This window comes from Lutispora sp. QWL-02, from assembly GCF_058315355.1.
This window is the reverse complement of sequence record NZ_CM177762.1, coordinates 1,129,991-1,146,964: the sequence shown is the minus strand read 5'-3', so window position 1 is coordinate 1,146,964 and position 16,974 is coordinate 1,129,991. Positions and strand designations below refer to the sequence as shown.

Genomic DNA, 16,974 nt, shown 5'->3' with positions numbered 1-16,974 from the left:
TCATCTTTTCTTTCTTTTCAACAGTGCAGCCGTATCCAAGGTTTTACTTGCAGCTTTGTTTTCCTCAGGCTTGGCTTCCTTAGCCTTTTTTTCTTCAGGAATGACATCAGGCTTTTCCCTTACATCTTCCGCTCTTTGTTCTTTTTTATCTATCTTTATCTTCTTTGCAATCAACCCGCCCAATCTCGCGATCTCATCCATGGGCAGTTTCAATCTTCTTATGGCTATATCTGTTAAAAATGCAATCAACGCCAATACCAGCATCGGCAAGGTCAGATCCAATCTGCCTTGCACAGGAGCTATGGGCCCTTTAAACACTTCTCCGGCATCCTCTATATATTGTCCTCCCGACTCCATAACAAGCCGGTCCAGCTTATCACTATTTGCATCCATGGAGTATTCGGGTGAATATTGTACGGAGAGGCCGGTGCTTATGGTGCTTTTTATTTCTCCGCCCTTGCTCTGGACGATTTTGATGAGATAGGCTCCTGTATCTTCTATCCTGAAGCGCCCCATATATTGTCCGGGGGCTTCTTCATCCAGCTTTATTTCTATGCTTTCCACAGAGGGAGCGGTTATTACGGCCTTTGTATCCATGGTTTCTTTATTGCTCTTCTGCTTGAGCCTGATTTCCCCATAGCCGTCCTGTATCCGAGTCTCCGCCTCAACATCGTCACTGCTGTAATTTTCTATAGTCCAATTGATCAAGTTGTTCCAGAGAACGGGATTGCTGTCCCAATTCACATAGTTGCCGCTCCAGACGCCTTTCATATCCGAATTCCATGCTGCGGTCTTGCCCAAGCCGTATTGCCAAAGAGTAAGTATAGGGTCCCCTTCATCGCTTTCCAGAAGCACGCTGGCTGCATCCTTGGGACTTGAGGCGATATAGCCCTTAAGGCTCGGTATCCCTTTCCTCACTACCTCATCCAGCACCGGATGCAGGTTTGCCACTCGGGGCGTAAATTCCCTGTTATTCAGATATGCTTTCGCAGCCATAAAGGTTTCCTTGGCAAAGATTGTAGGTATATTGGAATATTCATTGGTCACATAAGACCTGCCGCCGGCTTTGTTGGATATATGCTCCAGAAGCTGCACATCTGCGTCATGGCCTGCCGCCACTGTTGAGATGGTTATGCCCGATTGCCGGGCATCCTCCAGGAGCTTGTCATACCCGGTCTTTTCCGCCTGGCCATCCGTCAAGAGAATTATGTGCTTTATCTTGCTGCTCTGACTTTTCATGGTTTTTACCGCTTCTTCCAAAGCGGGCAGGATGCTCGTGCCTCCGCCTTGTCTTATGGTGCCGATATCGCTTCTCAAGGCTTCTCTGTCTCCCGGCTTCTGGGGTTTTACCACCCAGTATTGGGCGCCGTCAAAGGCGAGGACGCCGATATTATCATTATCTCTCAATGAATCCAGCACTCTGGCGGCTGCCTCCTTGGCCAGATCCAGCTTGGTTATGCCTCCGCTGGCTTCCGACATGCTGCCGGATTTATCTATGACCATGATGATGGACATGTCGGGTATGGCTTTTTTGCCTTTGAGCTCCATGTTCACGGGAAGCACCTTTTCCAGAGAGGTCTTGTAATATCCTCCCAGAGCAAAGGAATCATCTCCTCCGGAAGCTATGAGGCCCCCTCCGAAATCCCGCACATAGGACTCCAGGGCTTTTAAAAAGCCATCGCTCAGGTTCTCGGCAGAAACATTGGCCAATAGGATGGTCTTGTATTGGGCCATGGATTGCAAGTCCGCCGGAGCAGAGCGGGCATTTATCCTTTTGAAGGACGCCTTTGCTCCCTCCAGTATTTTTGCTATTTCATCTCCTTCCCCTTCCTTGTCCTCGATGAGCAATATCATAGGCTCATCCAGCACATTGATAAAGGAAGAAACTTCATTATTCCTCATTTCCGTATCCGAATCGGCTTCTATGACAGCCCTGTAGGTTTTAAAGCCCCTTGCATCTGCCCTGTCCTTGAATACGAATCTATTGTCTCCTTTTGTTATTTCTACTCTTTCCTCGGCCGCCTTTTTGCTGCCGTCAAAGAGCAGAAGCCTACCTGAGGTATTCACATTGCTTTTTATATTGACTCCTATGTTGAATTCTTCTCCCATGTTCAAGGTTTGGGGAACCGTAAGGCTTACGGCGGACACCTCACTGCCCTTTTCCCTGTCCATCTTAAGGACCTTGAGGTCCACGCCCTTGTTCTTTACAGCGCCTGCTATATTGCTGCTGCTGCCGTCATTCTCCTCTCCGTCGGTTATCAATACTATCCTCTTCCGGCTCTTGTCCGGCAGCACGGATAATGCGGCATTCAATGCCTTTTCTATATTGGTGTACTTGCCTTTCCGATCGCTGCTCATGGAGTCAAATGTCGGATTCTTTGAAAGAAAGTTTTCCATGATAGGTTCTTCACTGAAGGAAATTATTCCTGCTTCATCCTTATCCGTCATTTCTTTCAAAGCACTTCTGACGAAGCTCTCGCTTTCTTTTATATGCTCGGACATACTGTCCGACCCATCCATCAAAAATATGGTGGCAGTATCTTCCACAGTCCATGTGATCCCCAAGCCGGCCAAAGAAAGTACCAAAAATGTGAAGGTGATAAATCTGGCCGTCAATATGAATGCCTTCTTAGACCTCGCTCTGCCGCTTATGGCCTTGGATGTGGCGATGAGCAGCCCTGATACGGCAACCAGCAGAATCAGCCATATGGGTTTTGCAAAATCAATTACCACGAATATACACCATCCATTCTCCGGCCAGCAAAAGCAGCACAAAAATTATGATAAGGCTGCGCAAGTTCAGCCCTGAGAGTAAATTACCCCCTGCATCACCGAGCTTCTTATCGCCTTCCCAGGACTCTTTAAAGGCATTGGCCGCTTCTTCCCCGGGAAAATTCACTGCAAATATTTTATCTCCGCTGTCTTCGCCCTTATTATATGACAGCTTATAAATTCCAGTATCCCTTGTGTCATCATAGCCGTAGGAGAGCAAGCCCTTGTTCAGGCTTGCCTTTAAGCCTCGCGGGTTTTCCATTGCCGCCTCTTCAGCTCCTCCGGCGGAATCCAGAGGTATGGTTTCACCGCTGCAATAGTAAGGCTTTCCCTGCTGCTCCATATCCGTCAGATAGGCTGCCATATTGTACATGAATATAGGGAAAGCAGTGTTTAACGCAAAATCGCTGTCATGTATATCAAAGGCTGTATAGCCTATTCTTCTCCCTTCAAAAATACCGGCTCCCGCAGCCGTATTCTGCCCTGCTTTGATCAAGGCATCAGCCCAATAGGGCTTCTCTATATCCCTCATTTTTCCTATATAAAAGCTGTAGCCATCGGCATGCTGATTCAAGCCATGGCTCAATATTTCGGCCCTGCCTCCCGCCGTCGTCTCCCCTGCTTTAAAATATGGGTTATTCCCGCCGGGATTTATGAAAAACAGCGAGCCCTTCTGAGGGAGCGAGGATGGCATCATGCCATCAAATATATAAAGATCATAATCATCATCAGATACATTTATGTCATCTGTCTTGTAGACTTCCAAGCCTTCTATGGAGCTTAACGCCTTCTCTATAAATATATTTCCTTCAGAAAATAGAAGCACTTTTTTGGATTCTTCGCTCTGAAGCACCAGATAAGCTCTGTTATCCTCAAGCAAGGCATCCTCTTCAGTGAGCTCTGCCCATAAATACTTATAGCCCGTATCTATACCTTCAAACATAATATTGCGGGATTCGCCGGACTCCAGGACTATCTCCGTCAGCCCAAGAAGGCTGTTCTCTTCATACAGCGCCAATTCTCTTTCGGCAGCAGCCTCGCCGTTGTTCCCTACCCTTACCAAAACAGTATACTTCTCACCGTCACGACTGTAGGATATATGGGTTATGCCTGCATTTTCAGCTTTGCCGCCCAATGCAATGATCTCGCCTGCCATATCTTCCAGCGGTACGGCTTCATCCGTATAAATCAGAACATGAGCCGACGGGAACTGCTTATACATAGCTTTTATCAAGGACAGGTCATCCTTAAGACTGCCCTGCACGCCCGTCTTCTCTATGCCGCGTATGGCTTTTACCGCTGCTTCTTTATCGCCGGTTCCGCTTATCTCCACCTTAGCCCCTTTGTCCACGGAAACCACAGTAAAAACCGAAGATGAGCCGGCTTCTCTGACAGCCTTCTCCGCCATTGCTTTTGCGGTATCGAGACGGCTTTTTTCTCCGTATAGGGCATTCATGCTGCCGCTTCTGTCTATAGCAATTATTATGTTGCCCCCCAGCATCTTGCCTTTGGTGAGATAAGGGCCGGATAATGCCATAATCATCATAAAGGCGGCTAAAAGCTGCATGAGCATCAGTATATTATTTTTCAACCTTTGCCAGGGTTTTTTTACCTCCGATGACCCCATTGCCTTTTCCCAAAGATACAGGCTGGATATTTCCATTTCCTCATGCTGCTGCTTGAGCATATACATGAGCACTATAAGGCCTAAAAGAGGCAGCGACCATAAGGCGTAGGCATTATTAAAGCCCATAATGAAACACTCCTATTTGACTATTTGCGCTGCGATCATATCTTCAAACAATATTTTTTCCAAACTGTCGGCAGAGCTTATGTTGACATAGGCCCCTCCATATTTTTTTGAGGATTCCTTCAAAGCTGATATGAAGCTGTTCAAGGTTCTTTCATAATTATCCATTACAGATGGAGTCAAATCCACATCCAGCATTTCATCGGTCTCGCTGTCCTTCAGCCTGATCTGTCCCTGAAGCTTTGGGGTCAGCTCCTCGGCTGACAAAATATGCAAGAGGACGATATCCTGCTTATGGTAGAGCAGGTACTTAAGAAAATCCTCCGGCTTATCCTGAGTAAAAAAGTCGGATATGATCAAGGACAGGCCCCTTCCTCCAAACTTTTTCTGCTTTATGGCTTTCTCCATATCTGCCATGCCTTTAAACTCAATGTTATCCAAAAAGGCTGCGCAGCCTTCAAATTGACCTCTTCCCCCGAATATTCCGGAACTTCTCAAGCTTCCATGCTGTATAAGATTTATACACAGCCTGTCCATATTATTTAGTGCCAGGAAGGCTATCGCTCCTGCAAGCTGAACTTCCGCCAGCGATTTCTTGGGCTCGCCGAAATCCATGGACCTGCTGCAGTCTAAAAATATATTTACCATGGCTTCTCTTTCTTCCATAAAAAGCTTTACAAAAAGCCTGCCGGATCTTCCGTAAGCGTTCCAGTCCACTCTTCGCAGATCATCGCCATAGGCATACTCCCTGTAATCAGAAAACTCTACGGAGCTGCCCTTGGCTTTTGACTTCCTCAATCCTCCGCTTCCCGAAGCCATAAGCTTTTCCATATTCAGCGATAACCTTTCAAGCCTTTTCAAGAATTGGGAATCAAATGCTCCATACTGCATGGTCATGCCTGCTCCTCTGCTTTTTTTAGAATTTCTTCTATGAGCTCATCGATGCTCAGGCCTTCCGCTATACCTTCATAATTCATAAAAACTCTATGCCTGAGAGACGGGCAGGCCACGTATTTTATATCCTCAAAGGATACATTGTATCTTCCTTCCAGCAAGGCCCTCACTTTGGCGGAGTTTATGATGGCCTGGGCGGCTCTGGGACTGGCCCCGAACCGTATATATTTTTTAGTCCTGTCCGGTGAAGCTTCATTGTCCGGATGGGTATACATCACCGCTCTCAAAGCATAATCCAAAACAGGCTGAGCCATAGGAATTTCTCTTATTGCCTTCCTTATCTCGATTATCTTGCCCCCATCCGCCATTTTATTGATATGGATATCAGAATTGGAGGTAGTGATATCCACTATTCCCCTGAGCTCCGACAGGCTTGGAAATTTAACCTCTACCTTGAAAAGGAACCTGTCGAGCTGTGCCTCCGGCAAGGGATATGTGCCCTCCATCTCTATGGGGTTTTGTGTGGCCATCACCATAAAGGGCTTTGGAAGCTCATAGGTGCTCTTAAAGGCGGTTACCGTGCCTTCCTGCATGGCCTCCAAAAGGGCAGACTGGGTTTTGGGCGTTGCCCTGTTTATTTCATCGGCTAATACCAGGTTTGAGAAAACGGGCCCTTTATGGAACTCAAAAGAACTATGCCCATCTTCGCCCTTGACCAGGATATTTGTTCCAATCACATCGGCCGGCATCAGGTCAGGAGTAAACTGTACCCTGGAAAAGCTGAGATCCAGAACTCTAGCCAGGGTCTTCACCAATTGGGTCTTCCCCAGCCCCGGAGCTCCTTCCAGAAGTATGTGGCCTCCCGACAGCAGTCCTATGATCACCTGCCTTATCACTTCCTTCTGGCCTATGATAGCTTTCCCTATTTCTTCTTCCATGTTTGTCACAGCTTCCCAAGCCGCTTTAATATCCTTCTCTTCTATATTCATCTGCAACTCTCCCTATTAAAATATAATGCTTTTTAATCCTCCAATGAAGAAAAGTAATCCTTGACAATGTCCTGCATACCTTGAGGTATTTGCCTGCCTTCGATGCTCTGGAAGGCCTTTTCCTTATACTCCCCTATTATCTGATCATAGGGCTTCATTTCTCCCCTTATTCCCATGCCGTTGTCAACCATATACTCCTTTGTCTGCCCTTCATTGCCCTTGCTGCCTTTAAGCTGGGATTTATCCCCTTCGCCGCCCACAAGGCTGGGAGTAAAAATCTTCTCATACTCCCGCACGTCTCCCGGTGAAGGCTGTTTATTGCCTAGTCCCTGACCTTGGCCTTGCCGGCTTTGGGCTTCGCTGTCTCCTCCTGTGCCGGTGCCTGCACCGGCTCCCGGATTTCCGTTTCCCTGACCCTGGCTTTGGCCCTGCCCCGTACCTTGTCCCTGATTATTCCCGCTGCCTGCAGCATTTCCCTGAGCCGATGAATTTTTCAGAGCCTCCATTACCTCTTCCATGGCTCTGTTGAATTCATCATTCTCCATCAATTGAGCTATTTGCTCCTCCAGGCCGCTCAGTTCATCTTGCATATCCCCCAGCTCTCCCGCCGCCATCTTTTGTGAAAGCTCGTAGAAAGCTTTAGCAAGCTCAGGATTCTCACTAAGGTTTTTGGCCAGCTCCGAAAGGTTTTGTGATAATTCCCCGATTTGCTGGCTGTTAAGTTTTTTCAAGCCTTCTACTGTCCTTCCCAGCTCTTTTTTAAGCTTTGATGTGTCACCTTTTTTTAAGGTTTCCGCCAGGCTCTTCATCGCCTCATTTTTAGAAAATGCTTCTATAATATTATCCAGATCCTTATCTGTATATTTTTGTTTCAACATATCTATCTTGTTTTCCGTTCTTTGCAACGCCTTTTCCGCTTCCCTGGCATTTTTCGCATTTTTAAGCTCCTTCTTAAGCTCGGACAAAGCCTCCATAGCTTCCTTCCTTTGCTCCATAGTGAGCTTATTGTTATTCTCAACCCTCGACAGGACCTTATCTATTTCTTTTTGCTGCTTTACTGCCTCCCTTTTCAGCTGGTGAAGCTCCGCAGCCCTCTCATCCATGGGATTAGGTATAAATCCGGACACCAAAATCATCAATGCCAGAAGGATGGAAATCAAGGAAAGCTTTTTGGGAATCCTCATTTTGATCTCTTTATTGATATTCATTTTTTCCAGGTGCTCCAGGGCATCCTCCCGCTGAAGCTTTGCAATGCTTGAACTGTCGTTTATAAGCTCATATGCCGTTAAAGTCCTCTCACATAGGCCTTTTGAATCCAGCAGCATTGCTGCTGCCCTATCCCTGGGCGTCATAAAAAGCGATACGAGAAAGCCTATGCCGGCCAAGGCACCAGTCAGAACCGCTCCTTTGGCATAAGCGTCATAAACAGGCACAAAGCGCGCTAAAAATACCAGCGCCAGGTATAAGCCCAAGGCTATGGTCAAGGCTTTTGCCGTAAATTTCAGCATAAATTCCATATGCATCCTGTCCCTGGCTTTTCTTATATATCTTAAAATATCTCTGTTGGAAGCCTCCACAATCTATCACATCCTTTTCTTAGCCTCTGGCTTCTAGCCGCTAGCCTCTGGCATTCGGGTATTCCTTTTGGGCTGTGTTCTCCGTGCCCCTATTAGCCTATTTGCCCGTCTGCTTATCTGCTCCGTTAATCCTGCCCTTCGGTTTAAATTTGCTTTTCAGAGGATTTATCTTATTGGCCGATAACAACAGCAGCGATATAGACAATACGATATTGAAAATCAGGTTGATCAACCATGGACTTAAATAGTTGCCTGAGCCCTGGCTGCCTATGCTGAATCCCGGAATGAAATTCGTGCTGCCTCCTCTGAACTGGCTCCACAAAAGAGAAGTAAAGCCTATGATAGGATTTGAATATAAAAGAGGAAAGACTCCCTTATAATCAAAATCTTGTACTGCACTCAGATACATTAGGGTAAGAAATATAGTGCCGAAGTACAGAAAGGCTATGGTGCCGTATGCCAGAACATTAGCGGCAGTGGTTCTTTTGAAATAGCAGGAGTAAAAGATTCCTATGCTGCCGAAGGTTATAGCGATTATAATAAAGAATCCAAAGAGCTCCAAAAGCTCCTTGAAGGATATCCCCCCGAATAGGAATACAATAGAAAATATGGGGAGGGATGCGACTATCAATAATATTATCTGGCTTATGGATGCAAAAAGCTTGCCTATCACTATAGAGAAAGGCGTCATTCTGGTGCAAAGCAAAAGATCCAGCGTCTGCTTTTCCCTCTCACCCGATATTGCTCCGGTAGTAAGCGCCGGTGCAATAAAGGATATCAAGACGAACTGCATAACGGCAAGCCCGATATAACTTCCCATAGCTAATTCAGAGTCTAGTGTAGATCTATAATAATCCTGCCTGGCTATTATCATGACAAAGGAAGCAGTCAAAGCCAGGAATATCAGGTATACGCCTATCATTCCGGCGGCCCGCCAGCCTCTCATGCGTATCTTCATTTCCTTTTGCAGCACTGGATTTATCTTCATCGCGCTTCCTCTCCCTTCGTTACTCTCATAAACACATCTTCAAGATTGCCATCCATCTGGGCAAAGCTTATGACAGGGATATCTCTTTTTATAAGTTCCTTAAGAATCAGGCTCATATCCTCATCATTTCCTTCGAAGCCGGCCTCTATGAAGTCCCCGCCTTCTCTGGTGCTTGTGATCAGCGGAAACTCGAGGAGTACCCTTTGCGCTTCCGCTGCTTTGCCGCTCAGCCTGATCTTTATATATTTCTTGCTGTATATTTGCTGCATTATATCCGATACCGTACCGCTTATGACAATCTTGCCCCTATCGATTATGCCTATGGAGGTGCAAAGCTCAGAAAGCTCAGGCAGTATGTGAGAGCTTATCACTATGGTCTTGCCCAGCTCCCTGAGAGTGCGGAGGATCTCCTTCATCTCGACCCTTGCCCTTGGGTCCATACCTGATGCCGGCTCATCCAGAATCAGAAGCCTGGGATTATGCACCAGACTTCTGGCAAGGCAGAGCCTCTGCTTCATGCCTCTGGATAAGCTGTCCACATAGGCATCTCTTTTATCATTAAGATCTACCAGTTCCAGCAGATCATTACAAATATTCTTTCTCTCGCCGGCATTCATACTGTATATGGATGCATAAAAATCCAGATACTCGGTTACCTTCAAATCGTCATATACACCGAAAAAATCCGGCATATATCCTATTACCTCTTTTGCTTTTCTGCCGTTCCTTACCACATCTATGCCTTCCACAAGAACACTTCCGCCGTCTGCTGCCATAAGCCCGCATATTATCTTCATGGTGGTGGTCTTTCCTGCACCGTTAGGCCCTACAAATCCGAATATCTCACCCTCAGGCACGCTGAGATCCAGTTCGTCAACAGCAGTAAACCTTCCGTATTTCTTTACAAGTCCGTTTATCTTCAACATTACTTCACACTTCCCTTCACTGAGATCTGCGGAAGTCGAAATTCACCGCCGTTTATCTGAAACATTAGCCTGATGGCCTTCCCTTGGCCTAAATATTTTTCCATATTTGCTCCTTCAATGTCAAAGCTGCTGAAATCTCCGGCCTCCCAACCTTCTATCACTTCATTCCATATATACTGCTTTACATTTGGTCCCGGCTTGTCATAGCTTATGCTTATTGCTTTTGGTTCTATATTTTCATCTATTTTAAAAGAAACCTCTAATGTGCCGTTGCCGTAATACATATTGTTATAAGAATCATAATTACCCTTTACCATGTCCCCTTCTATTGCAGGCTTTATATATCCAAAGGGCAGCTCTACTTCTTCTCCGGGCTGCATAGCCATCTTCAAATCTATTATAGCCACGGATTTCTCATAGCTTTTTATATCTTTCCCGTTTACCTTTACCTGGCCGCCTATGGAAGCTTTTGTCCAGCCTATCAGCTTTATGCCCTCTATCCCGGAATTTCCATCGTAAAAGCAGTATTCCAGTATATCCCTTTTTTGATTATCTTTTCGGAGCTGAGCTATATCACTATCCGTCAGCTTCTGCCCGCTGTTTCTCACATTACGTGTATTATATAAGGCCTCCATGAGATCATATCTGTTGCCGTAGTATTTTTCTGCCGCTCCGCCTACTTCCTTCTTCTCGCCGCTTTTTATGTCGCCGATATGCATATACTGGTAGGAAGATATTATATAGCAGTCTTCCAGATCGAAGCCAGCTGAATTTTCAATGGATCCGGTAAACCCTGAATCTGCATAGCTTATTTCGCTCTTTATGCTGCCCTCCATATCCTCAGCATTATCCAGGGCTAAAGTCTTCGTGCTCCATACCCCTATGTCATAGAATTCCACGCTTGCTTTCGGGGCCACGGTGATCTTTGTTTCAACCCTTTTATCCTCCCAATTTGTATAGGACCTGCCGGAATAACCCTGGCTCATCAGCGGTCTTATCTTGGTCCCTCCTGCGCCTTCCACCTTCAGATCCATTTTGTTCGGTGTAAACACTCCGCCGAAGGATCTTGACGTTAATTCTCCTGTGCCGTCACCGTATATGACGGATATTTTATTGAATATAGGTCCGGTAAGCCTGGTGCCGAAGCCTACAAAGTATATGAAAACTGTGAATACTATAGATAATGCGGGTACCACTGCCCACACCAGCTCTCTTTTGTCCCTCTTTTTCAATATAATATAGCTCACGGGAGCAGCGAGTAAAATATATATTGCAAATAATATAATGATCGTCTTATATCCGGGGAGCGGAATCTCAGGGATATTCCTCAGGGCTCTGTCTATCCTGTGTTCGTAGCCTCGTTCCATGGCCATGTACTTTTCAAAGTATTCTCCTGAGTAAATTGGCGGAGCTGCTCTCTGAACCAGGGCTTCCATAAAGTACCTGTTGAGCTTCCAGGAAGATATGGGTTCAAGGCCCATATCAAAGGATAATAAGAGTATCCTCCCTTTGCCTTTGCCTATCTGCTGCACTATGTTTATTCCATTCTCGGAGATCAAAGCTTCTCCGCCCTTCGCCTTTATATCCAGCACCTCAATGGTTTCTGCAAATCCGTCTCCTGCTAATGCGCCCATCCCCTTTGCAGATACCTTGATCAAGCTTCCCTTTTCTCCGGTCATAAAATCATCCTTGAAGACCGATAGAGTCTTTCCTCCATTGGGGCCCGTTCCCAGGATTAAAATTCCGCCCTGGTTTACCCACCTTTTTAAGGTTTTATACTGCTCCTCATCCAGCTTTGAAGAATCGTAATCATTTATTATTATTGCGTTAAAGCCGTTCAGCACTTCAAGATCCTCAGGAAAGGATTCCTCACTCAGATCAGCCATTTTCATGCTGTTGCTTCCTTGAAGAGCTTTAAAGGTAAAACCATTCATATAGCTCAAATTTGCGGGATTATCGCTTAGCACACCTGCAAGCATCACATTTTCTGCTATTCCCATATCTATTCTCATATAGTGCTCATGCAGAATCTTTTTCCCTTCTACTATCCTCAGCTTTGTAGTAAGCAAGGATGCAGGTATCGGTATATTCATGGTGTATTTTTTTGTAGTATTTTTGGGGTGATTTATATTTATAGAATAGATATTGACCGTCTCCACGCCCATAGGGCCTGCCGAGCTGGGAATCTCGATTTGAATCTCCCCGTCAATATCCTTTTTATTATTTTCCAGCGTTATAGTTACAGGAGTCGTAAAGCCTGTCCTGTAAACTTTATTGAAGCCTATTTCCGTACTGACCTTAATGCTTCCGTCATCTCCATATATAGGCATTATGCTTGTGAGCATCAATATTCCCACCAATAAAACCGCAATAATCTTCTTCATCATCATACCTCCAAAATTTAAGTCCCGAATGCATCATTAATTAAGACGCAACACTATCTAAAAAGTTACAAGCTTACATATATTAATACTATTGTATAATACTTTTGGGCAATGTAATATTATTAATATTAAGTCTCAAGCTCTGAGTTCTGAATTTTAAGGAGGATAAGATAGAAAATATGATAAAGCTTCAGCTGCAAAAGGGAAAAGATAAAAGAATCGTTGAAGGCCATCCATGGGTATATGACAATGAAATCGATAAGGTCCATGGAAGCTATGAGAATGGCGATATTGTCGATATATATGATTGGAAGGATAAATTCATCGGAAGAGGCTACATAAATGATAATTCAAAGATAAGAGTAAGGATACTGACCAGAAAGCAAGAGGATATAAACAGGGAATTCTTAAGGAAAAGAATAAATGATGCCTGGGAATACAGAAAAAAAATGGTTGACACAAGAAGCTGCAGGGTTGTGTTCGGCGAAGCCGACTTCATTCCCGGACTTATAGTCGATAAATTTGAGGATTATTTGAGCATTCAGACCCTATCCCTCGGCATAGAAAAATACAAGGATATGATTGTGGAAATCCTAGACGAGATACTGAACCCTAAAGGCATATATGAAAGAAATGATGTGCAGATCAGAGAATTGGAAGGTATGGAGCAAAAGAAGGGATTTTTGAAGGGCCCTTTTGACACCAAGGTTGAAATTGTAGAAAACGAAGTCAAAATGCTTGTAGATATTGAAAACGGCCAGAAAACCGGCTATTTTCTGGACCAAAGGGAAAATCGGGCCGCTCTCAAGCCCCTTGTAGGCAATGCAAGGGTACTGGACACCTTTACCCATACAGGAGGCTTCGCTCTCCATGCCGCTCATTATGGAGCCAGAGAGGTCATCGCAGTAGATATATCAGACCATGCAGCAGGATATGTAGCTGCTAATGCGGCTCTGAACGGTCTGCAGGGAAAGGTCCATGTAGTTTTGGCCAATGTATTCGATATATTGAAGGAATATCAGCAAAATGGAGAAAAATTTGATGTGGTCATTTTAGACCCTCCTGCTTTTTGCAAGTCAAAATCAGCGCTAAAGGGAGCTTATAGAGGTTATAAGGAAATAAACCTGAGAGCGATGAAAATAATAAATCCCGGCGGCTTCTTGATCAGCTGCTCATGCTCCCACTACATGTATCCCGAAATATTTCAAAAAATGCTCCTCGAGGCTGCCAAAGACGCGAAAAAAACACTGCGCATCATAGAGTCACGAGTCCAGGCAAAGGACCATCCCATAATATCGGCCTATAATGAATCCCTTTACCTAAAGTGCGTCATAATGCAGGTATTGTAGGTCCCTACTCATTTTCCAGCATAAAAAGCTTCCACTGACCGTTTTCCTTTTTATAGTGGAGATACCATACAACAGGCTTGTTATTGCCTTCAAGTGTTATCTCCACACCGGCCATGGCTGTCTCACCCTCCGTATAGCACCAGCGCTGCCTGTAATCCGCCAGGCTTCTGTCAGTAGCCATATAGCCCTCTATCAGCTGACCGCCTCCTGTATATCTTATAAAGGATGAACCGTCGGGAGACTTGATATAGGCTGCATCTTTAGAAAGCAAGTCGTTAATAATATATTCATCTCTTGCAAAACAGCTTGCAACAAAGCTTTGCGACATCTTTTCGATAGTCTCATCAATGATATCTTTCTCTGATTTTCCCATGGATATATCTGATTCCGGATTTTTTCCCGGATCAGCGTTTTCCTCAATCTTGGGCTTTTTTATATTAGTAAATAACTGCCCGAAATACCCTTTATCAGCAAAAAAGAAGGCGGCTAAAAACGCCAAAAGCCCTGCTGTTACAATAAAAGAAAGTATTCCGTATCTTTTTTTATTAAAATTCAATCTTATCCCTCCCAAAGCTTTTACTTATAGCATTTCCTGCCATGTATTTTTTATCCGAACTGAGGATACTGTTAATTTCTTTGTACATAATGTGCCTGTCTGATAACATATTATCCCCTTTTCAAGAATAATAATTGAACGAGACTTCATTCGGTGTTAAAAGGAAAAGCATAGGGAAAAGAGGGGACTAATATGGAAAACATAAATATCAACTGGGGAAAAGGGCCGCTGACTAAAGGGCTAAGTGAAAAAGAGGCTCTGGAGAAACTAAAAAAACACGGGTTCAATGAGCTGATAAAAAAGAATAAAAAAGGTCCTATAACTATTTTCGCTGAACAGTTTAAAAATCTCATGACATTAGTGCTGATAGGAGCCGCCCTGATATCCTGGTTTTTTGGTGAGAGAGCAGATGCAATAACCATACTGGCAATAATAGTATTGAACTCCATACTCGGCTTTATCCAGGAGTTCAAGGCAGAGCGCTCCATAGAAGCATTGATGGAGCTTTCTGCACCGGGGGCCAAAGTCGTAAGGGAAGGCAAGCTGTCTCATATCAGTGCCAAATATGTGGTTCCGGGGGATCTGCTGCTCATAGAGGCAGGCGATAGAATACCTGCAGATGGAATAGTCCTTGAATGCACAGGTCTTATGGTAGACGAGTCCCTGCTTACCGGAGAATCAGTCCCCGTAGAGAAAAAACCCAGGGGCTCTGACAGGGTGTTCATGGGAACCATATCCACGTCAGGAAAGGCAAAGGTCGTCACATATTCTACGGGTATGAATACGGAAATGGGTAAAATAGCCAACATGCTGCAGGAAATACCTGATGAATATACGCCGCTGCAAAGAAGGTTGGCTCAGTTAGGCAAATACATAGTAGCCATATGCCTTATCATATGCGCTATAGTTTCAATAACCGGGATAATGAGAGGAGAAGAACCCTATAATATGCTCCTCACGGGCATAAGCCTTGCAGTTGCAGCTATACCTGAAGGACTGCCTGCCATCGTCACTGTGGCGCTGGCTATAGGTGTCCAACGGATGTATAAGAGAAATGCGCTGGTAAGAAAGCTGCCTGCAGTAGAGACGCTGGGAAGCACAACTGTAATATGCTCCGACAAGACCGGTACCCTGACCCAGAACAAAATGACGGTAAAAAAGCTGTATATAGGAGACAAGTTTATAGAGCCCCAAAAGGATAGATTCCCTTCTTCAGATGCTGTAAAGCTTTTTTTCACAGCTTCCGCAGTATGCAATGATGCTTTTTATGAAGAAAAGCTGATGTCGGAGCCGGAGAGCTCGGGAGACCCTACGGAACTGGCAATACTCAAAGCGGCATGGACAGCAGGCATAAAGAAACCAAATCTGGATAAGGAATATAAGCGTGTTCATGAAATACCCTTTGATTCTGACAGAAAAAGAATGACAGTGGCAGCGAAAAGGAAGAACGGTGAATCCTATGTGTTCGTAAAGGGTGCAGTAGACATTATCTTAGGCTTATGCTCCAAATATTATGGGCCTAAAGGGGAGCAGCCCATGACCTATCTGGATATGAAGAACATATTATCTGCAAATGAGAGGATGGCATCATCAGCCTTGAGAGTTCTGGGTGCAGCCTACAAAAAGCTTGATGGCTCAATAGACAAAAACTCATTGGAAAAGGATCTTGTATTTCTTGGTATGACCGGCATGATAGATCCTCCAAGGCCGGAGGCTGCAAAAGCAGTTGAAACCTGTATCATGTCAGGCATCAGGCCCGTCATGATAACAGGGGATCACAAAATGACAGCGGCTGCAATCGGGAAAGAATTAGGAATCTTAACTTCAGAAAGCCAGATACTGGCCGGGAGTGAGCTTGATAAACTGAGCGACAAACAGCTTGAAAAGGCATCAGGCCGCATAGCAGTATATGCCAGAGTATCTCCGAAGCATAAGCTCAGAATAGTGAAGGCGTTGAAGGCCTCAGGCCATACAGTTGCCATGACCGGGGACGGGGTTAATGACGCACCTGCAATAAAAGAGGCAGATATAGGCATCTCTATGGGCATAACCGGAACCGATGTAACCAAGGAAGCATCTTCAATGGTGCTTTTGGATGATAATTTTTCCACCATCGTAGCCGCGGTTGAAGAAGGCAGGATCATTTATGACAACATAAGAAAATTCATCCGTTACTTGCTATCCTGCAATATTGGGGAAGTATTGACCATGTTTCTAGCTTCTCTTTTGTATATGCCTGTGCCGCTGATACCAATCCAGATATTGTGGGTAAATTTAGTCACCGACGGACTTCCTGCCATGGCATTAGGGATAGACCCGCCTGATAATGATATAATGCTGAGAAGGCCTCGAAGCAAAAAAGAAGGCATCTTTTCAGAAGGTCTGGGTTTAAAGATATTGATGAGAGGGATCGCCATCGGCTTAGGCACTTTGTCGGTATATGCACTTATGCTTTATCTGACATACAACGATATACAGAGAGCAAGGACCTGCGCCTTCGCTTCCCTTGTGCTCTCTCAGCTGTCCTTCGTATTTGAATGCAGGTCGGAGCATAGATCAATACTTAAAATCAACCCTCTGACCAATATATGGCTGATACTTGCTGTCTTGTGTTCCTTGGGGCTTTTGCTCATGGTCATCTATGTACCCTTCTTCCACACCATATTTGATACGGTTGCGCTTCGAGGAATCGAATGGACCATAGTAGTTTCCATGTCCTTGATATGGACGATAGTATCTGTATTTACTACCAAGAAAAAGCGCAGGTAGGAGAACGGAGAACGTGTTCT

The 16,974-nt window shown here is 44.9% G+C and carries 11 protein-coding genes; 2 read left to right on the top strand and 9 right to left on the bottom strand.

Translation table 11 applies throughout. The annotated features are described in order from the left end of the window. From AC4HCY_RS05030 to AC4HCY_RS04995, 8 genes are all read right to left on the bottom strand, one after another. The gene (locus tag AC4HCY_RS05030) at positions 1-2,733 is read right to left on the bottom strand and encodes a VWA domain-containing protein (protein WP_491095519.1); all 2,733 of its coding nucleotides are present in this window, start codon (positions 2,731-2,733) and stop codon (positions 1-3) included. Further along, a complete protein-coding gene (locus AC4HCY_RS05025; RefSeq protein ID WP_491095518.1) occupies positions 2,723-4,525 on the bottom strand; it encodes a BatA domain-containing protein in 1,803 nt (600 codons plus the stop codon). The genes AC4HCY_RS05030 and AC4HCY_RS05025 overlap by 11 nt, the downstream gene beginning before the upstream one ends. 12 nt (positions 4,526-4,537) lie before the next feature. After that, complete coding sequence (locus AC4HCY_RS05020; RefSeq protein ID WP_491095517.1) at positions 4,538-5,413, bottom strand: DUF58 domain-containing protein; 876 nt, start codon at positions 5,411-5,413, stop codon at positions 4,538-4,540. 2 nt (positions 5,414-5,415) lie between these two features. Beyond that, a complete protein-coding gene (locus tag AC4HCY_RS05015; protein WP_323433630.1) occupies positions 5,416-6,405 on the bottom strand; it encodes an AAA family ATPase in 990 nt (329 codons plus the stop codon). A 32-nt stretch (positions 6,406-6,437) separates the two neighbouring features. After that, entirely contained in the window at positions 6,438-7,982 is a 1,545-nt protein-coding gene (locus AC4HCY_RS05010) for a DUF8809 domain-containing protein (RefSeq protein WP_323433629.1), read from the bottom strand. Between the two features lie 97 nt (positions 7,983-8,079). Further along, entirely contained in the window at positions 8,080-8,970 is an 891-nt protein-coding gene (locus AC4HCY_RS05005; RefSeq protein ID WP_323433628.1) for an ABC transporter permease, read from the bottom strand. Then, the gene (locus AC4HCY_RS05000) at positions 8,967-9,896 is read right to left on the bottom strand and encodes an ABC transporter ATP-binding protein (protein ID WP_323433627.1); all 930 of its coding nucleotides are present in this window, start codon (positions 9,894-9,896) and stop codon (positions 8,967-8,969) included. The genes AC4HCY_RS05005 and AC4HCY_RS05000 overlap by 4 nt, the downstream gene beginning before the upstream one ends. Next, positions 9,896-12,280 (bottom strand): DUF8725 domain-containing protein, encoded by a 2,385-nt coding sequence (locus AC4HCY_RS04995; RefSeq protein ID WP_491095516.1) that lies wholly within the window; start codon positions 12,278-12,280, stop codon positions 9,896-9,898. The genes AC4HCY_RS05000 and AC4HCY_RS04995 overlap by 1 nt, the downstream gene beginning before the upstream one ends. A 179-nt stretch (positions 12,281-12,459) precedes the next feature. Here AC4HCY_RS04995 and AC4HCY_RS04990 point away from each other — a divergent pair, with 179 nt between their 5' ends. Further along, positions 12,460-13,629: a class I SAM-dependent rRNA methyltransferase gene (locus AC4HCY_RS04990; RefSeq protein ID WP_323433625.1), complete on the top strand. Its 1,170-nt coding sequence runs from the start codon at positions 12,460-12,462 to the stop codon at positions 13,627-13,629. A gap of 4 nt (positions 13,630-13,633) precedes the next feature. Here AC4HCY_RS04990 and AC4HCY_RS04985 read toward each other — a convergent pair whose 3' ends face one another. After that, the gene (locus tag AC4HCY_RS04985; RefSeq protein WP_491095515.1) at positions 13,634-14,185 is read right to left on the bottom strand and encodes a nuclear transport factor 2 family protein; all 552 of its coding nucleotides are present in this window, start codon (positions 14,183-14,185) and stop codon (positions 13,634-13,636) included. Positions 14,186-14,377: 192 nt separating this feature from the next. On the opposite strand from AC4HCY_RS04985, the gene AC4HCY_RS04980 reads away from it, so the two are divergent. Continuing rightward, a complete protein-coding gene (locus AC4HCY_RS04980; protein WP_491095514.1) occupies positions 14,378-16,954 on the top strand; it encodes a calcium-translocating P-type ATPase, PMCA-type in 2,577 nt (858 codons plus the stop codon). The last annotated feature ends 20 nt before the right edge of the window (positions 16,955-16,974 follow it).